This window comes from Treponema sp. OMZ 838 (assembly GCF_000775995.1).
Classification (GTDB): Bacteria; Spirochaetota; Spirochaetia; order Treponematales; family Treponemataceae; genus Treponema.
Genome location: NZ_CP009227.1, coordinates 2,405,727 through 2,429,277, shown reverse-complemented (window position 1 = coordinate 2,429,277; position 23,551 = coordinate 2,405,727). Strand labels below are relative to the sequence as shown.

The following is a 23,551-nucleotide window of genomic DNA, read 5'->3' as shown; positions in this document are numbered from 1 at the left end:
ACGGTATTCAACCTTCTTATGTTTACAATAGTTAACCACGTAGGAGATAATATGACAAAAAACAGTATCACAGCAGGACTGCTGCTCGTTGTTTTCACGATGACCGGATTATACGCACAGACGCAAACGTCTCAGGTAAAACCGATTTTAACTGAAAAAGCGGTGAAGGGATTTATCAAAAATCATGACAAGTTGCTTGAAGGCATCAATGCCTTTCAAAATGATGAGAATTCTACGGAAGCTCAATGGGTCGAAGCCTTTAGGGATGCACTTGGAGAAGACACCAATCAAGCAGCAGCTTTTCTTAAAAAGAATCCGGCACCGAAAAAATTGCAATCACTTTTCCGTAAGTACGGACTTGATGGAAAAACAGGGCTATTGCAAATTACGGTGATTGCCTATGCCGTTTTGAATTCCGAATACGGTGCAATCCCTTTCGGAATTCATCCGAACGACTTGAAACTCGTGCAAAAATACCATGCGGAAATGTCTGAATTACTCAAACCGATACCTATTGAAACAGAAAGCGATAGTAAATAGCGCATCGTAATATCACTCACAACATTGTCTATTTATTACAGGAGATTATATATGGCCATTGTACAAGTTAAGAATTTGCGCAAAACCTATCTTTTAGGAAAGGTTTTAGTAGAAGCGGTAAAAGGAATTAATTTTTCCATCGACAGTGGAGAGTTCGTTTCCATTTCCGGACCATCCGGCTCAGGAAAATCCACTACGCTCAATATGATTGGACTGATCGATACGCCGACATCCGGCGAGCTTATCATAAACGGAGAAACAATTTACGCAGAAAAAGATTTTATCTCCCTTGCAAATAGAAAAAATATGAAGATTCCCGGCAAACTCGATAGACGGATGACGCAGCTGCGCCATGAATATCTGGGCTTTATCTTTCAGTCCTTCAACTTAATTCCCGTTCTGGACGTATACGAAAACATCGAATTTCCGCTGCTGTTCGGCAAAAATAAAGAGAGCAAAGAAAAAAGCAAAGAGTGGATTGAATATCTGATTGAAAAAGTGGGGTTGAGCGAATGGACGCATCATAAATCGAACGAACTTTCAGGCGGTCAACGGCAGCGTGTTGCTATTGCCCGTGCCTTGGTTACCAAGCCTGCATTGGTGCTTGCCGACGAACCCACTGCAAACCTCGATTCCAAAACCGGCGATCAGATACTCGCTTTGATGAAGGATATGAGCCGCGAATTTAACACGACCTTTATCTTCTCCACGCACGATGCAAAAATCGTCAACATGACCGATCACCGCATCAAGATTTTAGACGGAAACGTTGTCGAAGACACGAAGGGAAATTCATAATTATGAATTTCCCCATTTGCCGAACTCGAGATTATCGCCGAGGCAACCAAATTATGAATTATGCATTCATAATTATGAATTGATTTGAAGAGGATATAATGAATAAAACGATTTTTAAGTTGGCGTTGAAAAATCTTTTTTCGCATAAGACAAAGACGCTGATTATTATGATTTTGATCGGGCTCGGCAGCTTTTTGGTGGTGCTGGGGCTCGGTGTGCTGAATTTCGCCGAACAGCAGGCAAAGAATGTATGCGAGAGCGACTTTTGCGGCGATATTTTTATTACCGGAAAACCGGCTGATAAGGATGTCTTTGTAACAATTGCCGGTGCATATAAAAATGTCAACACGGGTAAGCTGCCTTCGATGCCGTATTTATCAAAGATAGAAAAAATTGAGGCAAAGTTACATGACATGCCGGAAGCTTCTGTGTTTACGCGGGGAATGGTTGTCGGGTATGGTATGCTGCGTCCGGCTGACCTTTCCGACACGTGGGAGCCTAAAGGTGAAAACTTTTCGTATATGCCGTATGCCACGACACTCGGTATCGAGCCTTCTTCCTACAAAAAAACATTCGAGACAATCAAAGTGTATGAAGGTGAATTTCCCGATTCCGACGGTGCAGAATTTATCTTATTGCCGCCAAAAGTAAAAGAAAAGTACGAGAAATATTATGAACGGGAATTGCATGTTGGAGATGAAGTTGTGGTGATGAGCTTTGGAGAAAAAGCAAAGCTGCGCAAAATAAAGGTGAGCGGCTTTTTTACCTTTGCACATCCCGATACGGCGGTTCAAGATGTGCTTTATACGGATATCAACAGTGCGCGTATGCTTGCAGGCGTAACGATGGGGGCTCGTACCGTTACGGAAATTCCTCAGTCAATCGATTTAAGCCTTGCAGAGAAAAGCGAAGACGACTTGTTCTCCGATGATGCAGTCGGTGTCACCGAAGAGGCGGAAAGCATCACTGAAAAAAAAGCGACTGCGGAAGATTTGGAAAATATTTTAGGCAGTACGGAGCTGCGCAATCAGCTCAATATGGCGGACACCGATGCATGGCACTTTGTAACGGTTAAGCTGAAGGATTCTTCAAAAACATCCCGGGTGATTGCAGATTTGAATAAATGGTTTGCAGAAGAAGGTCTTATAGCACAAGCGCTTCCGTGGGATAAAGCAGTGGTGCAGTATGCTGCTGCGATAAAAATGACACGGACGCTGATGATCGCGGTGCTGGTATTGCTTGCAGTTGTGGTGCTTATCGTCATTATGAATACGCTTGTCGTTTCCGTTATGGAGCGAACGGCAGAAATCGGTACGATGCGTGCCATCGGAGCAAAGCGTTCTTTTGTCAGGCGGCTCTTTTATACGGAGTCGTTTTTACTTTCGTGCGTTGGGGCTCTGTGCGGGATTGCTCTTGCGATTATCGCAGGGCTTATCTTTAATGCGTTGGGAATCAGACTTCCGAATGAAACGATGGCGGTTATGTTCGGCGGTTATAAAATCCAGACAGCTATCTCGCCGGTCGCAGTATTGAGTACACTTGCCGCTATGCTTGCCGCCGGAGTAATTGCAAATTGGTATCCGGTTGGACTTGCATTAAAGATCAGCCCATTGGAAGCCATCAACAAATAAGGCATTATTAATGAAGGCATTTTAAGGAAAGATTATGAATATATTAAAGATTGCATTTAGGAATTTAAATAGGCAAAAGCGGCGCAGTATGTTGTTGGTTATTGCAATTGTATTTGCATTTCTTATTGTAACATTGATCGACGGACTATCGGCAGGTGCGCGTAAGAGTTTGGAATATCAGATTGCAAAGATTATCGGTGGGCATGTCTATGTAACCGGGGCAGAGAAGGCAGCGGACAAGACAGAAGATGATAAGGCGAATGAATACCTTCCTCCCGAAAGTGTTGAGCTTGTGCATAGAATCATCAAAGAAGAAAAAATTGATGCATTGTATACAACCGTGCGTGCACAGCGTTACGGCACGCTGATTTTTGCAGGGAATCAGTTGACTGCTAAAGTTGCAGGCTGCAAATTCGATGAGGAAGAAGCCTTACGCAATAGTTTTGCGTTTAAAGAAGGCGGATGGGAGAACGTAACCATAGAAAACGCTCTTTTTATCCCTCAAAAAACCGCCGAAGCGCTGAATGTCGCTTTGAATGATGTTATCCTCTACGAAACGACAACATTGAGCGGACAGGCAACGGTTGCGGAATTTCAAATAGCTGGTATCTATCAGGATCAAAGCCAGTTTGATCAAATACAGTTTTATGCAAACTTCGATTATCTCAATAAAATTGCCGAAATTCCCGAAGGGTGTGTTGCTCTGTTCGGTATTTTCTTAAAAGATGAAAACCAGCAAGATGCTGTTGCGTCCATTTTTGAAAAGCGCCTTGCCGAATACGGTCCCGTTACCAGCCGTGAACTGGCGGCGCAGTTTAACCCAACCTCTCCCGGGCAGGAACTGCTGCGGCAGTTGAATGAAGGAAAGTGGGACGGAACAAAATACGCCGTTATGACCTTCTACGATTTTGCGCCGCAGATGGTAACGCTCTCGCAGACGATACAGTGGGTCAGTCTCGGTGTGCTGTTGGTATTGCTGCTCGTTACGATGATCGGTATTTCCAATACGTTCAGGATGGTGGTGCATGAGCGGAAGGGCGAAATCGGTACGATGCGTTCTTGCGGTGTCAGCAGGGGAAAGGTGAGCCTTTTATTTCTTGCGGAGGCAGGCTTTCTTTCGGTTATCGGTGCCGCAGCGGGCTTTGTGCTTGCGCTGCTCGTTATGCTGATTATCAGCCTTATCCCCATATCGATTGACTCGGTACTCAGTATGCTCACCACAAACGGACATTTCTTGTGGATACTGTCGCCGACCGTTATCTGCTTAAAATTCCTGCTAACGGCTTTCTTAGCAATCCTTGCAGCGCTCGGCCCCGCAATCCGTGCAGCCAACATGATCCCTGCGGAAGCCTTGCGATCGAGCAAGTAAAGGGAATATACCCCATGAAGGGGTCTCGTGAGTAAAGTAAGAAAATGCCTCGAGCGTTTTACTAAGAGGAGAATATAATGGATTATAAAACGATGACGAAAAAATATGCCACAGTGTTTTTTGCGGCTATCTTATGTGCGCTGCCGCTCTCGCTTTCGGCACAAATACCGAGCACAGAAGAGATGTACGGTATTTTGGAAAAGCAGTACGAAGCAGGTAACTTTGATAAAGATATAACCTGTACGCTTTCGCTCATTATCGAAAAACCGAACGAACCGAAATCTGCACAGCAGTATAAACTGTTTAGGCGTGATACAAAAGATCAAACCACGCTTGTGCAACTTGCGCCTGAAGCGGATAAGGGAACGGGGTATATGCAGGAAAAGAATAACCTCTGGGTGTATGATCCTACCTCGCATCAATTTACCCACTCTTCGCTTAAGCGCGCTATCGGGGATTCCGATGCAAGTGTTTCGGATGTTAATAAACGGTCTGAATTTAGAAAGACTTACGAAATTACCGATATAGCAGCATCAAAACTCGGTAAGTTTGATGTATATGCAGTTACGCTCAAGACTCTTCTTTCTGACGCGCGGTATGCGCAGGAAAAATATTACGTGCGTAAAACTGATCCGCTTATCTTAAAAATCGAAAGCTACGGCTCAAGCGGACGGCTGATGCGCACCACGCTCCTGCCTAAATACGTCAAAATCGGTAATTTCAACTGGCCTGCTCAATCCATCTATATTAACGAAATCAATAAGGGCGAAAAGACCACGCAAATACTCTCCGATTTTGATACCTCCGACATACCGGATGTGGTGTTTACGAAGGCTTACTTGGAAAAAATCAATTAACGTTTGCAAATATACGGTACATCTACTTCGTTACTGCGCACAAATTAATCCTCAACGTATCAAAGATACGCCTGCGGTTAATTTGTGCTCGTGCCTCGTATCTGTACCGTCTATTTGCAAACGCGCTGGAGGAGCAGAACCGCCACGGATGGCGGTGGTGTTAAACAGTAGCCGGCTCAAAATTTATTTAGTTTACAAATTGCTTTATATCCTTATTTCCTCTTTTTTTATGCGTAGAGCATCTTCAATCATAATCGCTGTCAGACGCATGGTTGCTTTAGTACAATAATGAGCGATACCTGTAGTAAGTGTTTCAGAAACGAGTCCCTTATTGTCTTTTACTTTGACTCTGTAAGCCCAGTTGGACTACTGACGGTAAGTCGGTATCGGAGGGCGATGTAAAAGGCCCCGTCTCCGTAAGCTGTGTAACCGCGGTATGTTCAATAAACTACGTATCGGCAGTTAATCGCTCAATAACTTGAGACGCTCCCCTACCCGTGCAAAAAGCTCGGCATACCGCTGTGCGTCCAACTTGGACTGCTGCACAAAGGCGTTGTCTTCCACATGACCGAGTACGGCATCCCGCTCCGCCTGATTCCGGTAGGTAATATCGCGGAAGTGATTGGTGTAGTCTTTTTTCTTGGTGATAAGAACCTGCGCTTCGATGTAGCGGTTCAAGCAGAGCGCTTCGTCAAGGTAGGTTTGCCAGTGTGATCCGGTAAGGGCGGAAACTCCGGCGAGCCGGCAGAGTACGCTGTAGGCATGTTCTGCGCAGTCAAAGGGATACCGTTCCCAGAGCCGGTCGTATTCGGCGTGGATTGCGTGCCACGAATTGAACTCCCCTGCCCCAACCCTGCTGCGGAGACGGTCATATTCGTCCTCGCGTATCAGCTGCCCGCCTGCATTGACCCACGGGATTGTTCCGTTTTGAAGATTGAACCGGCTGCATACACCACTGCGGCTAAACACCTCACCGCCGGCACCGGTTTCATCGATGTATTTTGCCAAAACGGTTACCCCGTACCATACGAGCATATCGCGGTACGCATACCATGCATCAACGCCGTGCAGAATTTTCACCGGACGGTCGGAATGTTCGATGTTTTCGGCAGTGAGGGGCAGTTTTTTTAGCTCGTCTCGTTTATGCGCTAAAAGATTTTGAGCACTTTCGGATTGATTTCCTGCCGCCGTCCATGCCGTTTCAAAGATGTGTTCAAGCAATTCCATCGCATATATAATTTCTCTGGCGGTATCGCAAGCAAGCACCTCGGTTTCAATCTTTTGTGTCTTAGTCTTTCGTTTATCCCGTTTCTTGAATTTATCGTTATTGCGGGCAAGCGCATACATATTATACATCCAAAAATAGGCAGGCATAATATCGAGGCAGTCCTCCCGCAGATTATCGCTGACCAAGCTGAACGGGAAAGGAATATCAAGTTCGGCAGGATAATTGCCTTTATTCAACAGCACAAAGGATGCAAATCGGCAGTTATGCTTGAGCGTTGCGGAAAGTCCCGGCCAAAATCCCCGACCGGCGATAATCTCTCCGTCGTTGCCGCGGGTATTGTGGTTTGAACCTACCGTGGCGGCGGCCGCCATATTGGACTGCCCCTGAATCATCGCAGCGATAAGGAATGAGTTGTTATGATGCTGCTCATGGTAGGGAAAGATCAATGCATTCAGCACTTCGCAGCAGGAAATGGTTGAATTATCTCCCATCACGGAGTGAATGAGGCGGGCGCCATATTTGAGCGTACAGTTATTTCCGAGCACAAAGCGCACTGCCTTAACGCCGTAGAACACACGGCAGCCGTATCCGATAATCCCGTTAACCAGCTCAACCCCTTCCCCGATCTGCGTCGCTTCTTCTGCGGAAGAGCGGATGGTCAGATTTTTTAACTTATTGGCGCCCTTAATATAGACCGCCTCGCCGAACCGAACGTCTTTGATAATCCTACAGCTTTTAATTACTGCGTTATCGCCGACGGTACCGTAATAACCGCGGGCTGAATCGCAAGAATCCTGCGTCAGCTTTTTCAGCTGCGCCATCAGCTTTGCATCATCGCGGTACCGCGCCCACATAAACGCATCGGCACAAATCATATCCGCAAAGGGGAGAATTTCCCGTCCGCCCGCTTCGTTCATCACATCGATTGTAACGCGGACTGCTTCATCTTCCCCGTCTTTAATGACCCCTTCGCCGAATTTGGCATGATCGGTTGCCGCCATCTCATCTATTCTGCTTAAAATGACGGTATTCCCGATAATATAGTGCGCAAGATAGGCGCAGTCGTGCACGGCGCAGTTCGCTCCGATATCGCAGGAGATAATTTTGCTGTTGGTAATCCCGGCGGGAACAATAAAATCATGGTAACGCAGATAGCATTCGGTTAAAGAGGAAATCCTCACCAATCCCGCAAAAAGCGAGTTTTTAATGAGCGATGGCGTAAAGGGGTCTTCCACCAAAAAGGTATTCCAATTAGTACAGGTGTTTCCGTTCTTAATGAGCGTTTCAACTTCGTTAAAGGTAAGTGGCCGCCATCTATGCTTTTCGGCAGGATTCTGCATAAAACGGACGGTATATTCGTCCCGTCCGGAAGTAAGAAAAGATTTATTGACAAAATTGACCCCAAAGTCATCCGATGTTATAACGCGTACCGGCACAGATTCCTCCAAGCGCTACGATTTTCGGCTGTGAACGCGAAGCTTCTTTTTGAGGGTTTTAAACCAGAATGCCCGCAACTGTTCGGCACACGAGTAGAGATGATAGCGGAAGCCTCGTACCGGAATATCAAGTGTTCCCACCCGATGGATAATTGCCCCGCCGAATCCCGTTTTAAACCGATACAGGCCGTACATAGGATGGTTCGAATCGTCGGTTGGCGGAATCCCGTAAAAATCATAGGATGGACACCCGTACTTTTGTGCATCTTGGATTGCCTGCCATTGCAGCAGGTATGCCGGCATAAGGTTGCGGTGTTCATTTGAAGAAGCACCGTATAGATAGACGGCTCCGCTCGGAGAAAAAAGTGTGATAATCGCAGCAAGCGGTTTTTCTTCAAAATAAGCGATATAGATTGAAATAAGAATACGCTCGGCATCGAATGTACCGTTCTCAGCAAGCCGGCAAAGCGAACGGTAATAGTTTTCGCTATGAATGGCAATACCGTCCCTCGCAGCAGTTTCACGATAAAGCCGATAAAAGATCGGTATTACGTCTTCGGCTTGGCTTCCGGGAAAACAGCGAACCTGTACACCTTTTTTTTCGGCAAGCCGGATATTGTAGCGCCACTTAGGTTTACAATGAGAAAGCAGTATGTCAAGCGGTTGTTGTAAATCAAGCAGAACGGTATCCGGCGGCTGAATATCGGAAGCTGCTTTACGCAGACTGCACGGCGTTTTTCCGCCGGTACAAGGTATAAGCGGAAACTCTTGGTGAGAGAAAGTTCGCAGATTTCCGCTTCTCATTGCGCATTCCCACGGCGGGTCAAAGCGAATTAAAAAAACATAAGCAGGCAGCAAGGGGACAAGCTTTTCCGCAAGGTTTACCAGAAAAAGCCTCCGCCTTTCCACCGTTTCGGGGAGATGTGAATCATTCGTAATGAGGATAGACGGACCCATCGGAATATAGGCAAGAAAGCCGAAGGGATTCAATTGCCGCAATAAAACCGTGAGTAAAAAAGAACGGGTACCAGAACTATGCACCTCATATTGCCGATATGACCAACCTTGTTCCTTTTTAAATTCCGCCCAAAAGCGGCTCTGCAAAAAATGCTGTGCAGGAGTTTTCACCGTCATATCGGTACATTCTTTTATCGTCAATGTATTCATAGTTGGAAGGAACGATAGCGGAAAATGGAGCTTTTGTCAAAGGATTGAAGGTGGTTTTGCCCAAAGGAATTAAGTTCATATTGCGATATTGATAAAGATGTGGTATCTTTAGAAAGGAAAGAAAATGACAGTCTTTGAAAAGCTTTCAAACAATGGAATCTATTTGACCCATAAAGATTTAGAATATATAATTTCTAAGTATAATGTTAAAGAAATATCTGTATTTGGGTCATCAATACGAAATGATTTTACAAGCAAAAGCGATGTTGATTTTCTTATAGAATTTAGAAATTCTGAGGAAATATCACTTTTTGATATACTTGATATACAAGACTATCTTCAAAATATCACAAAAAGAAATGTTGATATTGTAGAACCCGCCAGTTTAGTAAATCCATATAGAAGAGAAGCAATCATGAATTCTCGGGAACCTCTTTATGTTGCATAATGAGCGCGATAAAAGTTATATTTACGACATATTAAAGTATTCACAAGAAATAATTGATATTGTAAAAGACGAAAATCATAATAGTTTCGTAAACAATCGTATCAAAAGATTAGCAATTGAAAGATTAATACAAATAATTGGAGAAGCCGCAAATCATCTTTCCAGAGATTTTATGCAAGAAAATCAAGATATTCCTTGGACAAAAATTATTGGATTAAGAAACAAAATCGTTCATGATTACGGGGAAATCTTAACAGATCGAATTTGGCTCATTGCATCGGAATCAATTCCTGAGTTAATGCAGCAGATAAAATCGAAAAATTTTATCTAGCGCCCTGCTTCAAACTCTTTCCCGCTGATTTTAATATTTCTCGACATATCATTTTCGCCATGAAGAGCGGAAGTGCAACATAAACATCCAGAGGCACAAATAAAGACTGTTTTTGAGTCTGTATATACTTGACAAGATGTAGCCTATAAGCTAAGGATGCATAGTCTTGCATTTTTCCATCCGTTTACACTCCTCCGCCCCATCCGCGCCATTTTTCTGCAAGCGGTGTTTGCGATTCCGATGCGGAGTACGAAGAAGTAGCATCGGAATCCGCTGGGGCAGAAGAAATATCAACGGGAGTAGCGGAATTGCAGACGGTTTCGATATTGGCACTCTTTAATTCCTGTAAGAAAGCGGCTAATTCCTCCGGGGACATTGTCTCTCTTAATTTATTGATTGTACGGATTAAATCTTGTTGGGCACCGCTCGCGGTTTCTTTTGTCAGTTGAGCATTATTTTTTTCCACCTTTTCGCGGAGGCGTTTTGCATATTCTCTGCCATCGATGGATTGCGCAACGGGGATGCCTGCCGTCACACCGATAACTGCAAGTACTAATTTAAGTCCGACAAGTCCGCCTGCACTGCTCGCATATTCAAAAGAAGCACCGGTAAGATAAGCGGTTTTAAACGCCTCATAGTAGAAAATAGTAAGCGCACTATATGCAATAAGGAGTATAAACGCCGCAGCAAGCCGTCTTTTGGTGTACCATCCCATTGGCTGAATAAACAAATAGATAATCGCTGCAATCAAAACCAATGCAAAAAAAAGTTCGGCGCTCCAAGGCATCATAATAAAAGAAAAAGACTCTGTATGAATTACATTACGTAACAGATAGAACTGTCCGATAAGCATTACTAGAAAACAGATAACCGTAACCCCGCCCCGCGCACGGGTATTTGTTTTATTTTGTTTCATTTTATATACATCCCCTCGATCAGCGTAGCAGGTTTCTATTGACGAGTCAACGGAACTGCGGTACAAAAGATACGGAGGATTTATGCTGCAATTCAATCCGGTACATCTTGCTTTTGCCGTTATGATAATCGGTGTTATTTTTACCTTTGTATTATCAAAAAAGGAGATCAAACAACTTCGGTCGCTTGCCGATTCCTTTACAATCCCTTTTGTCAAACTTTCAAACTATATTGCACCGCAAAAACCTGCAAGCTCATTGTTGACAGAAAAAACGGACTCCGGCGGTATTAAACCGCTGCCGGCAGAAGAACAATCAAAAGAAATGCGCGAAATCATTAAACGGGCGGGAAATACTAAAGCGGTAAAACTTTTCCGTGAAATGGTGGAGGCCGAAGATGCACTAAAAACAGCTGCGGGGAAAAACCGACGTAAATGCTATCAATTTGCCGATCCCGTTGCCCGCATCCTGTATATGACGCACACCTTTCTTACCGGTTGCGAAAATCTTGCCTCCATCGATACGGACAGCAAGCTGGAAGAATTTAATAGTTTTTTGTATGAACAAGTACCGCACCGCATGACTTTATTGCGGCTCATCAGCGGTTCCCTTGCCGATGAATACCGCGAGCTGAATAGCGTATATGCGGCAGAGATGGAACAAATCGAGCGGGAACAAATGATGTTTCGACAGTAGCGCTTTGAAGTATGTTTTATTTACTTCACACGGTTCCGTTCAGGTAGTCTAACGTATAGGACACATATAAGGTTACCGCTGCCGTTAGGCAATCTTCGTCGATATCGAACATAGAATCATGAAGAGCAGCGACCGTTTCTTTTTTGGCGGCATTTCCGCTGCCGATATATGCATACACACCGGGAACTTTAAGGATATATTCGGCAAAGTCATCTCCGCCGAGGCTGGGTTTCCGTTGCGTAATCACCTTTTCGTGCCCGAAAGCAGCAATCGCGGCAGCTTGTACCTCGCGGGCAACCGTAGGATCATTGATAAGCGGAGAGGTAAAATCCTTCCACTCGACCGTAACGGTTCCGCCGAAAGAGGCCGCACTATGTGACGCAAGCGCTTCAAGCCGTTCTTTCATTTGTTTCCGTATCTCCGGCGTCAATACGCGAATGGTTCCTTCCAATTCAGCCTTTTGCGCTACAATGTTATAGGCATCACCCGCAGTTATCTTTCCTACCCCGATAAGTACGTTATCCATCGGTGAGGTACAGCGAGTTACAAGAGCTTGAAGCGCCGTAACAATCTGGCTTGCAATGTAGACGGCATCTACGCCGAGCTGCGGGGTTGATACGTGTGCGGGGGCGCCGTGTACCGTTATCCTAAACCAATCAACGCTCGCATTATTCGGCCCGGGCATCACAACCACGGAACCGACCGGCACATCCGAAGCGACATGGATACCGAACGTACGGTCGGCACCGTCAAGATAGCCACTATCGACAAAGACCCGTGCACCGTATCCGATCTCCTCACCTGCTTGAAAGGTCAGACGAACGGTTCCGTCAAATAGATCTCGGTGCGCATCAAGAACCCGTGCCGCTCCGATAAGCGATGCGGTATGCGCATCGTGCCCGCAAGCGTGCATACGTCCCGGAATCATTGACGTGTATTCGCAGGTATGCGTTTCCTGAATGGGGAGCGCATCAATATCGGCACGGAGCACGATTGTCTTGCCGGGCTGCTTCCCTTGAATTTCCGCATATACCCCCGTTTCTCCGACCCGCTTATGAGCAAGACCGATCTTATCGAGTTCAGCTTCAATCCGTTCGGCAGTATGGAACTCTTCTTTTGCAATTTCCGGATGCTGATGGAAATAGCGCCGTAATGCAACGATGTACGGATGATCCTCGCGGATATGTGCCGAGATGCGCTCCTGTTCAGTCTTGTTCATATTATCTTTCTCCCATAACGCATTGCAGCTGTTTAAAACTCACGGCGAGTCTTAAACAGCTGCCTTAGGTATTGAACAGCCGGTTACCACCGTACGGCAGCGTCAACTTTTTTCATCGTCGCTGCAGCGGTGTCCGCATTCACCTTGTTATAAGCAAATGACGGAAAAAAAGATTCTTTATATTTGGCAAGAACATATTCTGCCAGTGTTTGGGATTGGTACAGCTGCACGATTTTTGCATAGACGGCATTATTTTTATCATTTGTACGGGCTACAATAACATTGACATACGGATTACCGCCGGATTCGGATTGCTTTTCGATTATCAACCCGTCCCGTGAAGGAATTAAACCTGCCGGAATAGAATAGGTTCCGTTAATGGTCGCTCCGGCATAGTCGTTGAGCGTTTGCGGCAACGTATTGGCAGCCTGCGGAACTACCTCCACATTATACACATACTTGGTAATATCTTTCAGCTCAGGCGTATACCCTGCCACAGGATTCACTTCAATCAGCCCTGCGGATTCCAGCAGCTTTATTCCGCGGCTCATATTGGTGCCGTCGTTCGGAATAGCAAATTGCAAAGCCTTGCGTTTAACGTTTTTGGTTCCATTAGTACCCGCAGCCTTTTTTACCTCATCGAGGCTTTTATACTTCTTAGAATACAGGGTCAGCGGCGCAATAAGCGTATCACCGATTGCAATGATCTTATAACCGTTTTTTGCAATCTCATTGTTAAGATAGGCCTTATGCTGAAACGCATTAAGATGAATATCGCCTGAATTGAGCGCCTCATTCGGCAGATTATAAGCGCTGAATTCTACCAGCTGAATCTTGATATTGGTCTTTTGCTGATCGAGCAGGTACTGAACCGCCTTCCACTGATCATTTGAAGATCCGCACACACCAACCTTGACGGTTGTTACGCCCGCCTTTTGGGCAAAAAGTCCGCCCGCAAGCATGATACCGGCAAAAAGTATACCTATGAGTCTTTTCGCATTTTTCATAAAAATCCTCCTATAAAAGTGATAGGGAGCCTCTAAAAATCCATATTCTAAATTTTGAGAAGATACCCACTATTCTAAAAGCCAAAGAGCCTTTAATAACCTTCTTCATTCAGGGGTGCAGTTCGTGCTATTCCCTGCTTCCTTGTTGTCACAGAGTAAACCTGTTCGGAAACGCAGTTATCGAACAGGTCTATTATCAGTACGTCTTTTTAAACAATCCCCTATTTGTCGTCTTTTTGGCGAAAAAAGAACCGGTAAACTGTAAAAAACAGATAAAAAGCAGTAATACGATGATACAGGCGTAGATAATGTCGGCGTGGTTTAAGCCCTGACCATAGTTGATGGCAAAGTCTCCCAGTCCGCCTGCGCCGACAGCTCCTGCCATTGTGGTCAAACCTACGAGCGAAATAGCCGTAATTGTTGCCGCACGGATGAGCTCAGGAACCGACTCATGCAGATACACTCGAAAAATCAAACCGGCCGTACCGCTTCCCATACTGCGAGCAGCTTCAACTTTTCCCGGATTCACATTTTCAAGGGCGCTTTCAACCTGACGCGAAAAGAACGGTACGGTTCCGAAAATCAACGGAATAACAGCTCCTTTTACGCCGATTGCCGTACCCACAACCGCTCGGGTAAAGGGAATCAAAAATACGAGCAACACAATAAATGGAATAGATCTGAATACGTTGATAATGATACTGATAACGGTATAGAGGATTTTATTTTCTCTTATGCCATCCTTCTTAAACGCGACAAGCAAGACACCAAAAAACATTCCGAATACGAATGAAATACTTCCGGAAATAAGAAACATCTGGAAGGTTGCGAGGCAATTATCTAAGAAACGATACCAATAGGCATAAAGATTGGGACACCACTGCTCAAGAAATTCCACGATCACACTTCCTCCGATATATCAGTTTTTGCATATTCAAATATTTTGACATTTTTACTGCGAAAATAGGTAAGTGCGTTATCGACATTTGATGTGTCGCCCTGTATAACCGCAACGATGCCTCCAAGCGGTACACCCTGAATAAGGTCAACATTCGCAAGTACAATACTGAGATTTACATTGTATTTTCGAGACACTTCAGAGATCAGCGCATCTCCGACAACATCTTTTTCAAACTGCAATCTAACCAAGCGGCTGCCGGCACCGGTGTCGATCAGGCGGTGAGCGGAAGATGCAATGGCTCCGATTTTAGAAAGGGATGACTGAGAAGCAATGAATTTTCGCGTGATATCTTGCTCAGGCGCTGCAAAAATGGAATATACATCACCCTGTTCAACAACCCTTCCTTTTTCCATCACGGCAACTTTATGACAAATAGATTTAATCACCGCCATTTCATGGGTAATAAGGATAATGGTAAGATTCAGCTTTTTATTCAGCGTTTTTAGCAGGCTTAAAATCGATTCGGTTGCTTCAGGATCGAGGGCGCTCGTTGCCTCATCCGAAAGCAGTAAACTCGGATTATTGGCAAGGGCGCGGGCAATAGCAACCCGTTGTTTCTGTCCGCCCGACAGTTGAGCGGGATATGCCCGTATTTTATCGGTAAGATCGACCAGTTCGAGTAACTCATGTACACGATCCCGTATTCGTTCCTTAGACAATCCCGAATACTTGAGCGGATATGCAATATTATCAAAAACGGTAGACCGATCCAGCAAATTAAAATGCTGAAAAATCATACCTATCTTTTTCCGTACCTGTTTCATATCATGGTTTGAAAGACGCTTAAAGGCTCCGTTTTCTTCCCATGTAACGGCAGTACCGTTTACCGTAATCGTTCCGCTGTCCGGCACTTCGAGCAAGTTGATACACCGCACCAGGGAGGACTTTCCGGCTCCGGAATAACCGATAACACCGAAGACCTCACCGTCATTTACAGTAAGCGATACATCTTTAATTGCTTCAACCGTGTGGTTCGCAAGATAATATGTTTTATTAAGATTTTTCAACTCTACCATATACACCGCCGTAGGTGTCTACCATAGCTCGTTTATTTAATACTGTCAACAGCAAGTTACTTATGGTGGTAATATTTATTGGAGAGAGCTTGAGTTACTGCAGCAATATCGGCATACCGAAAGCTGAACATCTGCACATATTTTTATATACAAATCCGTAGAAAAATCGTTTCCGATATCTCCGGTTGTAAGAAAAATAACATAACACATCAACATGAAATAAAAAAACGCTTTTGTAAGTTATTATAAAACAATAACTTACAAAAGTGTTAAGAAAATCGGTTTAAATACGATCAATATTTAAACTTATTTTATTTCCACAAGAATTCGGGATAATAGTTTTCTGTAATTTTTTGCGCTATTTCTTTTTTCACGATTTCGCGATCTTCGGGATAGGTCATACCGAACCAGCGTTCATCGGTGGTATAACATTTGATTGTACCGAGCCCCTTCGTAACCAGCATACTCGCTCCTTCCGGTAAGAGGCATTCGGCTTTTTCGCTTGCGATATTCTTTTTAATAAACTCTTCAAAGAATGCATGGAAACCTTCAAATGCTTTCAGACTAAAGCCGAAGAGATTCATAGAAACGGTTTCTTTGCCGGTCAGATGTATTACTCCATTTTCAAGCTGAGAAAGTATTACCCGTTTACCGTTTTCTTCACCGTAAGAAATCTTGGTATGTTCCTTCATAGAAACCAGCATTCCGTTCTCAACGTTGCATACTCCCCGAGATACGGAACCGGATTCGCTCATCGTATTCTCCAGAATATAACCGACCATCGCATGATTGGGAGAATGAGTATCCAATACCGATAAATGCTCAGCCATCGTTTTATATGCCTTGCGTCCGTAATAGTCGTCTGCATTGATAATGGCAAAGGGCGTTTTAATGGAATTCTCCGCACACAGTACGGCGTGAATGGTACCCCACGGTTTTTTACGGTTTACCGTTTGCGGGAGTTCTTTAGGATCGATCAGTGAATCAATGGATTGAAACAGGTATTCTGCATCACAATTACGCGCAATCCGGTCAAATAAACGGGCGCGGAAATCGGTTTCAATATCTTTTCGAATAACAAATACTACTTTTCCGAAACCGTTATGCATAGCATCATAAACTGCATAATCCAGTAATGTTTCATTATGCATCCCCACCGCATCTATTTGCTTAACACCGCCGTAACGGCTCCCCATTCCTCCTGCTAAAACCAATAATGTAGGTTTCATTCTATTGTACCTCCGTAAAAGAAAACGCCGATTAACCCATTGCAGGATCAATCAGCGTTTCAAAAGTTCATTAATCACACTATAAAAGCACTCTAAATGCACATAAGGCTAAAGGCAACCTCTAAAACCTCACAGTTTTAGAGGTTTTCGTCTGTTTACCGTTTGTTTACGTGACGGAAAATAACGCGTTTTTCCATCGTTGTTACTGTCTTACCGGTGGTAGCGCCTTTCAAATCTTCAACTTCGACGGAAGAAAAACCTTTATCCCGTTTGTAATTTGAAAAGAATTCATACATGACCTTTTCAGCTTCATTTTCGTCAAAAGTGTTCTTATCTTCTTCATATACGCAATAGTATTCCGCCCAGTTGTCGGTCTTATAAATTTCGGTCATATAAAGGTTGGCATTTGCACGCCCTTCAACCTTTATTTTTTGCTTTTTAGGCTGTATGGTCTGCGCAGACAGGACAACAGCGAGCAACATAAATGCGCACAGCGCAAGTATTTTCTTGTTCATTATAGATCCTCCTATAAAGTAATAAACAAGTTTAGTATATACGGAAAAATCGTTCTTTGCAATATCAACTGTTCAGGGCAACCGCATCAGGCTTTTTTTTAACAAGCCCGCGGAAAAATTGAGACTATTCGACCAGAGTTGAACCTCTTCGCGGTTCAAATGGTCTCATAGTCTCAATTTTTCCGCGATTTTTATCTATCCTACCTGATGCGGTTGCCCTTCTTCTAAAATAAACCATTCGAAATTTTTAACAAAATTTCGAATGAAAAAGAAAGCAACCGTTTGAAAATAGTAGCGGTACGGTTGCCTTGTTCCGCGTTATTCACATAGAGCGATCGGAGCAAAGGTGTCTGCTTTAAGTGCGGCACCGCCGATTAAGCCTCCGTCGATATTTTCTTTTGCAAGTAAGGCCTTGGCATTTTCAGCCTTCATCGAACCGCCATACTGAATGACCATTGCATCGGCAGCAGCCTTTCCGTATAGCTTCGCAATGACGGATCTGATATGTGCATGAATCGCATCGGCATCCTCCGGGGTCGCCGTTTTTCCGGTACCGATTGCCCAGACCGGCTCATACGCAATGGTTACCCGTGCCAGTTCTTGCGCGGTTACGCCTTCCAATCCTTTTTCGGTTTGTGACGCACAAACAGATTCCGCATGACCTGCTTCGCGTTCTTCCAGCAATTCGCCGATGCAAAGGATCACTTCAAGCCCGTGCTGCAATGCAAGCCGAACCTTTTTGTTGATCATCGTATCGGTTTCGCCGTAAATATGACGCCGTTCCGAATGGCCGAGAATAACAACCTGTACACCAAGGTCTTTAAGCTGCAATACGGACACTTCTCCGGTATGAGCGCCTTGCTCATCAGTACTCATATTCTGCGCACCAAGCAAAATATTCGTCCCTTTTACTACCTGAGAAACGGCATCAAGGGCGGTAAAGGAAGGAGCAATCATGTATTTGTGCTTTCCGCCTTTGACAGCCTCTACCACACCTTTTGCCAAATCTACGGCTTCTCCCTTTGTTTTGTGCATTTTCCAGTTACCTGCAATAAAATATCTACGCATACCTTCTCCTACAAAAGTTTTTAGTCGTGCGCGCGTAATGCGCGCACATATAAATAATCAAGTTTGCACCGCAAACTTGCGATAAAAAGCATCGACGCAATTTTAGGCGATGTTTTTTATCATATCTCCTATAAAAACTTTCAGATATTTCATTATACCGCACCTTTACAGCTTATTAAAGGGTATTGTTCTGCCTGTTCCGCCGTTCTATCATGCACAGCACAAACAGAATCAGGACTTTTTTTATTATATATTCTCGGTTATAATAAACCTGTCCCGAAACGGAAGTTTCCGAACAGGTTTAATAAACAAAAGAAGGATGATGCGATGAATGTATTTGATATAATCGGCCCCATCATGATCGGCCCTTCCAGTTCTCATACGGCAGGGGCGGTACGAATCGGCTTAATGAGCAGGCTACTGCTCGGCGCCCCAGCAGTAAAGGCATATATCAGGCTGCACGGCTCTTTTGCGCAGACATACAAAGGGCACGGAACCGACAGGGCACTGGCAGCCGGAATTATGGGTATGCAGACCGATGATGAGCGTATCAAAAGGAGCTTACAAATTGCCAAAGAAACCGGTCTTTCTATTACTTTTGAGCCGACGGTCATTCCCGACGCTCATCCGAATACAGCGGAAATCACCTTAACCGATGCAAGCGGCAAAACCGTGTGTGTGCAGGGAGCATCCATCGGCGGCGGCAACATTGTTATTACCCACATAGACGGCAGAGAGGTAAAAATCACCGGTCAATCCCCAACGATTATCGTCGTACACAATGACATACCGGGAATGATCGCCGCCGTAACTGCACTGATGGCACAGTATAAACTCAATGTCTACAAATTCAATCTTGCACGGGACAAAAAGGGTGGAACGGCAATCATGACATTACAGATTGACGGACGCTCCCTTGGAGAAGATTTGCAAGCCGCTATCAAAAAAATACCCGGTGTTACCAAGGTGATTTTTGTTAGACCATTTTAAACGGAGTCCTCTATGCTTAGTTATGAATCAATCAACGAATTATATAAAACAGCGGAAGCGCAGCATAAACGTATCAGAGAGATTGTATTAGAAGATCAATCAGCACAGCTTGAACAGCCGGAAGAAGCGTTGATTAGGCGGATGGAAGAAAACTTGACAGCCATGCTGGAAGCAATCGAAAACGGCAGCAAACCGGGGGTTAAATCGACCAGCGGATTAACCGGTGGAGATGCATACCGATTAAAACAGACGATTGCGGAAGGTAAACACCTTTGCGGGGATCTTATGTCAAACGCTATTCAGATGGCAATGGCAGTATCCGAAATAAACGCCGCGATGGGAAAAATTGTTGCAACTCCCACAGCCGGTTCCTGCGGTATTCTTCCCGGCGCATTGGGCGCCTTGCTAAAAGTACACGGTATTCCGCAGAAAGAAGTAGTGCTGTCGCTGTTTACTGCAGGAGCTGTCGGTATGGTTGTTGCAAACAAGGCGTCGATTGCGGGCGCTTCAGGCGGATGCCAAGCTGAATGCGGCACCGCTTCCGCGATGGCAGCAGCGTGCATTGTGGAACTCTTAGGCGGCACACCGGAGATGGCGGCTCATGCCGTAGCGATAACCCTCAAGTGTATTTTGGGATTGGTATGCGATCCCGTTGCCGGCTTGGTAGAAATTCCTTGCATTAAACGGAATGCTTCCGGCGTTACACTTGCCTTTACCGCTGCAGAGCTGGCACTTGCAGGTATTAAAAGCGCAATTCCCGTGGATGAAACCATCGAGTCCCTCAAACGGGTCGGCGACGGACTTCCGGCATCGCTTCGTGAAACGGCCCAAGGAGGTTTAGCAATAACACCGACGGGACAAGCCTTTGAACGGCAGGTCTTCGGTACGCACTCACCGCTTACCGGCAGTCCGTGCAATACCTGCGGCTCATGCGGATCATGTGGTAACTGATGAGGGGAAGCCTATATCACCTTCAAAAAGCTCAGTACAAAGACTATCCCGAAAATAGTGATACACGATAGTACCGTTGAGAAAATAACGACTTGAGCAGCGAGTTCATGATCACAGCCAAGTTGTTCAGCCATAACCGCTGAAATAACAGCCGTAGGAGAACCGTAAAGGGCGATAAGCGCTACAATCTCATTGGCTCGAAATCCAAGATAAACAGCCGGCGTAATAAAGATCAACGGCATACCGATGAGCTTGCCTGCAACGGTAATCAACAGATTTTTAAAATTTGCCGAAACTTTTGAAAAATCGAGCATTGCACCCAGTACGATAATGGGAAATACACTGCCTACTTTGCCGATATCCGTCAACGATTTATTGAAAAAATGGGGAATAGGAGGATGCAGCAAGGACATCATAATTCCTAAAAGAGAGGCAATGACCATGTGATTTTTTAATACATCTCGTATCAGCTTCTTTTTGTTGACGGCGCATCCGCCATAGATTGAAAATATAACAACGGCTGCAGCATTGAAGATGGGAACAACAACCATAATAAGCATCGATGCCAAGATCGCGCTGTTTTCTCCTGCAATATAAGAAGAAAGGGGAATCCCAAGCATCACAAAATTACTTCTGAATGTCCCCTGAATCATAACGCCTTGCTTTTTTTTATCTTTCTCAAATAAGGGAACAATGATAATAAGCAGAAAGATAGCGACTAAAATACTTCCTGCGGCATACAGAACGAAGCGCAAATCGAAAACTTCATTTAAATTTGTCTTTCTAATATTATTAAAGGTTACGATCGGTAAAAGTAAGTCAAAGCAGAGCTTATTTAATTGGGCAATCGTTGTCTTGCTGAAATACCCTTGTTGTTTGAGAAAATAGCCGAAAACAACTAAGAGAACGACCGGCATAACTGCATTAAATGCTATAAAGAAACTTCCCATGTTATGCTCCTTACGCTACCGGTTGGAAATTGTCTGAGAATACCCGTTTTAGATAAACGGGCAAAAAAATCTCAACAAAACCTCTAAAAAGCTGAGTCTTTTAGAGGTTCCCATACTGCTTATACCTTGAACTTTCCAATTTCTCCGGTAACGTTGGCCGCATTTTTCTGATTATTCATCGCGATAGTATTTACTTCTTGCATTGCATTGTTGACTTCCGCTATTCCGGACGCCATTTCAGCCATGCTTTGTGTAATAATCTCAGACAGGTTGGCAAGTTTTTTGATACCGGCTGAAATATCGGTAGCTTCGGAAAGTATGTTATTTGAATCGGCTTTAACCTTCGATGTTATGGCATTCACTTCACTAATCACATTCAAGACGTCTTCACCGCCCTGCATTTGTTCCTTCATGGTACGGATCATGCCGTCTTCCTGTCGATAGATAAAGTCCATCATAGCACTGATTTTTTCAAATTGCTCCGCTACCAGCGGTCCTGCACCATTAAGACTTTCGATCTTATGTTTAAGTTCTTCCAAAACCTTAGTAATACTTGTACCTTGAGCACCCGATTCCTCAGCCAGTTTTCGTATCTCATCGGCGACGACTGCAAACCCTTTTCCCGCTTCCCCCGCATGGGCTGCCTCAATTGCAGCATTCATCGCGAGAAGGTTTGTTTGGCTTGCCGTATTCTGAATAACCGTAATAGCATCGAGAAGACTCTCGGATTGCTCCGTTACTACCTTTGTTACCTCAACAACCATCGCAACGGTCTCTTTACCGGTATGAGTTGTTTTTTCAAGGGTTTTAATCGATTGAAGATTTTTTTCAGCCCGTTCTTGTAAAGTCCGGATATTTTTTATAATTTCTTCGATTGTAAGAGATGAACCGGAAATACTTTTAGCTTGATTATCAATATGAAAATCAAGGCTTGACATCGTTTGAGCAATAGAATCTATCTTTGCAGCAGTTTCAGTAACTTCCGTATGCTGAACCATGACGCTGTCTTTTACACTTTCAATATTTCCTGTTATCTCATTAAGTGCTGCAGCAGAATTCACCATTCTTGTAGACAATGTCTGGCTAACCGCTTGCATATTTTTTGCCGTATTAGTGATAACCAAAAAAGAAGCACGGATTTTTTCTATTGCATTATTCATGGATAACGCGATGGCACCGAGCTCATCGGAATGTACTGCTGCCTGAACGGTAAAATCACCTTCTGCAACTTTATCGAAAATAGCATGGAGTTTAATAAATCGTCCGAATAAATAGCGGAGCATAAACTGATTGACTGCGATCATAACTATTACCAGTACGGCCGTCCATAAAAGAGAATAGCTCATAATCGCGAAAATCGGCGGTGCAAAATCCTTTACAGGAACTGCCATGATAGTATAATAAGGCAAATTGGCAAGCTGTTTTTTTACAACAACCACTCTGCCGAGCGAAGCATCGTCATAGTATTGAAGATTACTGTAGCCGGTTAAGTTTGAAAGAATACCGATCACCTTATTCAGTTTTTTATTTGTAAAGTCGGCATTTGAGCAAAGCGATAATGTATCGGTATTATCAATAATGCCGACCCATGATTGCGGACTCGGTAGCGATTTATTTATTTTAGCAACGGTTTTTTGTAAATCGACTGCCATACCGGCAAATCCGATAGCTTCCCCTGCCGTATTAAATACTTTTACGTTAAACCAAAAATTCGTTTTATTGAGCGTTTTATTATAATCGACACTATAAAATAACGTCTGCGGACTTTTCATCATGGTAAAAAACCATGAATCATCGGCTTCGGTAAGTATATCTTTTTTTACCTGTTTATTACTATCAACAACATAGTAATTACCGGTTAAATTCGAAGCGGCAAAACCGGCAGAAAACTGTTCATCTTGACTAACATCAATCAGTCTTTCGGTAACTTTAGCGCCATTTTCGTTATCTTTTTCATAACTGTTAAACCAATCCAGCAAGTACGGTTCTTCCGCTAAGTCTTGCGAACGTGCTAAGCCCACTGCAAGGTTTGCCTGTAATTCAGAACATGAAGCATCCAACATAAACGGTACGGTCTTATAGAAATTACTTTCCATATATGACCTTGCTTGCATAACGCTAAAAGCGAGGGCTCCGCAAACAGCGATAATAAGCGTCGTTACCAAAAACAGGTTAACTGATGTCCGTATTTTCATAGAGTCTCTCCAGCATAGTAAGAAAAATTTGACGA

Annotated in this window: 22 protein-coding genes; 10 read left to right on the top strand and 12 right to left on the bottom strand. The window is 44.2% G+C overall.

Going from position 1 to position 23,551, the window contains the following annotated elements; genetic code table 11:
* Positions 1-51 precede the first annotated feature (51 nt).
* From QI63_RS10980 to QI63_RS10960, 5 genes are all read left to right on the top strand, one after another.
* Entirely contained in the window at positions 52-540 is a 489-nt protein-coding gene (locus tag QI63_RS10980) for a hypothetical protein (RefSeq protein WP_044016377.1), read from the top strand.
* Positions 541-591: 51 nt separating this feature from the next.
* Positions 592-1,338: an ABC transporter ATP-binding protein gene (locus tag QI63_RS10975; RefSeq protein WP_044016374.1), complete on the top strand. Its 747-nt coding sequence runs from the start codon at positions 592-594 to the stop codon at positions 1,336-1,338.
* 98 nt (positions 1,339-1,436) lie between these two features.
* A complete protein-coding gene (locus tag QI63_RS10970; protein WP_044016372.1) occupies positions 1,437-2,969 on the top strand; it encodes an ABC transporter permease in 1,533 nt (510 codons plus the stop codon).
* A gap of 34 nt (positions 2,970-3,003) precedes the next feature.
* The gene (locus QI63_RS10965; protein WP_044016370.1) at positions 3,004-4,338 is read left to right on the top strand and encodes an ABC transporter permease; all 1,335 of its coding nucleotides are present in this window, start codon (positions 3,004-3,006) and stop codon (positions 4,336-4,338) included.
* Positions 4,339-4,415: 77 nt separating this feature from the next.
* Positions 4,416-5,195, top strand: a complete 780-nt coding sequence (locus QI63_RS10960; protein WP_044016367.1) for an outer membrane lipoprotein-sorting protein — start codon at positions 4,416-4,418, stop codon at positions 5,193-5,195.
* Between the two features lie 462 nt (positions 5,196-5,657).
* Here QI63_RS10960 and QI63_RS10955 read toward each other — a convergent pair whose 3' ends face one another.
* Entirely contained in the window at positions 5,658-7,859 is a 2,202-nt protein-coding gene (locus QI63_RS10955; RefSeq protein WP_044016365.1) for a DUF4954 family protein, read from the bottom strand.
* Between the two features lie 15 nt (positions 7,860-7,874).
* Positions 7,875-9,026, bottom strand: coding sequence for a lipid II:glycine glycyltransferase FemX (locus QI63_RS10950; protein ID WP_044016363.1), 1,152 nt, complete (start codon positions 9,024-9,026; stop codon positions 7,875-7,877).
* A 124-nt stretch (positions 9,027-9,150) separates the two neighbouring features.
* Between QI63_RS10950 and QI63_RS10945 the strand changes: the two genes are divergently transcribed.
* The gene (locus tag QI63_RS10945) at positions 9,151-9,474 is read left to right on the top strand and encodes a nucleotidyltransferase family protein (RefSeq protein ID WP_044016361.1); all 324 of its coding nucleotides are present in this window, start codon (positions 9,151-9,153) and stop codon (positions 9,472-9,474) included.
* A complete protein-coding gene (locus tag QI63_RS10940; protein WP_044016358.1) occupies positions 9,464-9,805 on the top strand; it encodes a HepT-like ribonuclease domain-containing protein in 342 nt (113 codons plus the stop codon). The genes QI63_RS10945 and QI63_RS10940 overlap by 11 nt, the downstream gene beginning before the upstream one ends.
* 184 nt (positions 9,806-9,989) lie before the next feature.
* On the opposite strand, the gene QI63_RS10930 is transcribed toward QI63_RS10940, so the two are convergent.
* Positions 9,990-10,721, bottom strand: coding sequence for a hypothetical protein (locus QI63_RS10930; RefSeq protein ID WP_044016354.1), 732 nt, complete (start codon positions 10,719-10,721; stop codon positions 9,990-9,992).
* A gap of 82 nt (positions 10,722-10,803) precedes the next feature.
* Here QI63_RS10930 and QI63_RS10925 point away from each other — a divergent pair, with 82 nt between their 5' ends.
* Positions 10,804-11,415 (top strand): hypothetical protein, encoded by a 612-nt coding sequence (locus tag QI63_RS10925; RefSeq protein ID WP_044016353.1) that lies wholly within the window; start codon positions 10,804-10,806, stop codon positions 11,413-11,415.
* Between the two features lie 25 nt (positions 11,416-11,440).
* Here the strand turns inward: QI63_RS10925 and QI63_RS10920 are convergent, their stop codons facing one another.
* From QI63_RS10920 to tpiA, 7 genes are all read right to left on the bottom strand, one after another.
* A complete protein-coding gene (locus tag QI63_RS10920) occupies positions 11,441-12,634 on the bottom strand; it encodes a M20 metallopeptidase family protein (RefSeq protein ID WP_044016351.1) in 1,194 nt (397 codons plus the stop codon).
* 83 nt (positions 12,635-12,717) lie between these two features.
* Positions 12,718-13,641 (bottom strand): MetQ/NlpA family ABC transporter substrate-binding protein, encoded by a 924-nt coding sequence (locus QI63_RS10915; protein ID WP_052185548.1) that lies wholly within the window; start codon positions 13,639-13,641, stop codon positions 12,718-12,720.
* Between the two features lie 196 nt (positions 13,642-13,837).
* Positions 13,838-14,545: a methionine ABC transporter permease gene (locus QI63_RS10910; RefSeq protein WP_235619701.1), complete on the bottom strand. Its 708-nt coding sequence runs from the start codon at positions 14,543-14,545 to the stop codon at positions 13,838-13,840.
* Positions 14,542-15,618 carry a methionine ABC transporter ATP-binding protein gene (locus QI63_RS10905; RefSeq protein ID WP_044016350.1) on the bottom strand — a complete coding sequence of 359 codons (1,077 nt, stop codon included), beginning with the start codon at positions 15,616-15,618 and terminating at the stop codon, positions 14,542-14,544. The genes QI63_RS10910 and QI63_RS10905 overlap by 4 nt, the downstream gene beginning before the upstream one ends.
* A 311-nt stretch (positions 15,619-15,929) precedes the next feature.
* Positions 15,930-16,847 (bottom strand): nucleotidyltransferase family protein, encoded by a 918-nt coding sequence (locus QI63_RS10900; RefSeq protein ID WP_044016348.1) that lies wholly within the window; start codon positions 16,845-16,847, stop codon positions 15,930-15,932.
* A gap of 155 nt (positions 16,848-17,002) precedes the next feature.
* Entirely contained in the window at positions 17,003-17,362 is a 360-nt protein-coding gene (locus QI63_RS10895) for a hypothetical protein (protein WP_044016346.1), read from the bottom strand.
* Positions 17,363-17,680: 318 nt separating this feature from the next.
* A complete protein-coding gene (gene tpiA / locus QI63_RS10890) occupies positions 17,681-18,430 on the bottom strand; it encodes a triose-phosphate isomerase (RefSeq protein ID WP_044016343.1) in 750 nt (249 codons plus the stop codon).
* A 327-nt stretch (positions 18,431-18,757) separates the two neighbouring features.
* On the opposite strand from tpiA, the gene sdaAB reads away from it, so the two are divergent.
* A complete protein-coding gene (gene sdaAB, locus QI63_RS10885) occupies positions 18,758-19,420 on the top strand; it encodes an L-serine ammonia-lyase, iron-sulfur-dependent subunit beta (protein WP_044017345.1) in 663 nt (220 codons plus the stop codon).
* Positions 19,421-19,432: 12 nt separating this feature from the next.
* Positions 19,433-20,371 carry an L-serine ammonia-lyase, iron-sulfur-dependent, subunit alpha gene (gene sdaAA, locus QI63_RS10880; RefSeq protein ID WP_044016340.1) on the top strand — a complete coding sequence of 313 codons (939 nt, stop codon included), beginning with the start codon at positions 19,433-19,435 and terminating at the stop codon, positions 20,369-20,371.
* 11 nt (positions 20,372-20,382) lie between these two features.
* Here sdaAA and QI63_RS10875 read toward each other — a convergent pair whose 3' ends face one another.
* Positions 20,383-21,321 (bottom strand): AEC family transporter, encoded by a 939-nt coding sequence (locus QI63_RS10875; protein WP_044016338.1) that lies wholly within the window; start codon positions 21,319-21,321, stop codon positions 20,383-20,385.
* 119 nt (positions 21,322-21,440) lie between these two features.
* Complete coding sequence (locus QI63_RS10870) at positions 21,441-23,516, bottom strand: methyl-accepting chemotaxis protein (RefSeq protein WP_044016336.1); 2,076 nt, start codon at positions 23,514-23,516, stop codon at positions 21,441-21,443.
* Positions 23,517-23,551: the final 35 nt, after the last annotated feature.

Excerpts from the sequence above, each read along its gene's own strand:
- sdaAB (WP_044017345.1), top strand. The coding sequence starts at position 18,758 with ATGAATGTATTTGATATAATCGGCCCCATCATGATCGGCCCTTCCAGT.
- QI63_RS10975 (WP_044016374.1), top strand. The coding sequence starts at position 592 with ATGGCCATTGTACAAGTTAAGAATTTGCGCAAAACCTATCTTTTAGGA.
- QI63_RS10925 (WP_044016353.1), top strand. The coding sequence starts at position 10,804 with ATGCTGCAATTCAATCCGGTACATCTTGCTTTTGCCGTTATGATAATC.
- QI63_RS10875 (WP_044016338.1), bottom strand. The coding sequence starts at position 21,321 with ATGGGAAGTTTCTTTATAGCATTTAATGCAGTTATGCCGGTCGTTCTC.
- QI63_RS10980 (WP_044016377.1), top strand. The coding sequence starts at position 52 with ATGACAAAAAACAGTATCACAGCAGGACTGCTGCTCGTTGTTTTCACG.
- QI63_RS10965 (WP_044016370.1), top strand. The coding sequence starts at position 3,004 with ATGAATATATTAAAGATTGCATTTAGGAATTTAAATAGGCAAAAGCGG.
- QI63_RS10870 (WP_044016336.1), bottom strand. The coding sequence starts at position 23,516 with ATGAAAATACGGACATCAGTTAACCTGTTTTTGGTAACGACGCTTATT.
- QI63_RS10900 (WP_044016348.1), bottom strand. The coding sequence starts at position 16,847 with ATGAAACCTACATTATTGGTTTTAGCAGGAGGAATGGGGAGCCGTTAC.
- QI63_RS10895 (WP_044016346.1), bottom strand. The coding sequence starts at position 17,362 with ATGAACAAGAAAATACTTGCGCTGTGCGCATTTATGTTGCTCGCTGTT.
- QI63_RS10970 (WP_044016372.1), top strand. The coding sequence starts at position 1,437 with ATGAATAAAACGATTTTTAAGTTGGCGTTGAAAAATCTTTTTTCGCAT.
- tpiA (WP_044016343.1), bottom strand. The coding sequence starts at position 18,430 with ATGCGTAGATATTTTATTGCAGGTAACTGGAAAATGCACAAAACAAAG.
- QI63_RS10905 (WP_044016350.1), bottom strand. The coding sequence starts at position 15,618 with ATGGTAGAGTTGAAAAATCTTAATAAAACATATTATCTTGCGAACCAC.
- QI63_RS10915 (WP_052185548.1), bottom strand. The coding sequence starts at position 13,641 with ATGAAAAATGCGAAAAGACTCATAGGTATACTTTTTGCCGGTATCATG.
- QI63_RS10920 (WP_044016351.1), bottom strand. The coding sequence starts at position 12,634 with ATGAACAAGACTGAACAGGAGCGCATCTCGGCACATATCCGCGAGGAT.
- QI63_RS10930 (WP_044016354.1), bottom strand. The coding sequence starts at position 10,721 with ATGAAACAAAATAAAACAAATACCCGTGCGCGGGGCGGGGTTACGGTT.
- QI63_RS10945 (WP_044016361.1), top strand. The coding sequence starts at position 9,151 with ATGACAGTCTTTGAAAAGCTTTCAAACAATGGAATCTATTTGACCCAT.
- sdaAA (WP_044016340.1), top strand. The coding sequence starts at position 19,433 with ATGCTTAGTTATGAATCAATCAACGAATTATATAAAACAGCGGAAGCG.
- QI63_RS10960 (WP_044016367.1), top strand. The coding sequence starts at position 4,416 with ATGGATTATAAAACGATGACGAAAAAATATGCCACAGTGTTTTTTGCG.
- QI63_RS10950 (WP_044016363.1), bottom strand. The coding sequence starts at position 9,026 with ATGAATACATTGACGATAAAAGAATGTACCGATATGACGGTGAAAACT.
- QI63_RS10940 (WP_044016358.1), top strand. The coding sequence starts at position 9,464 with ATGTTGCATAATGAGCGCGATAAAAGTTATATTTACGACATATTAAAG.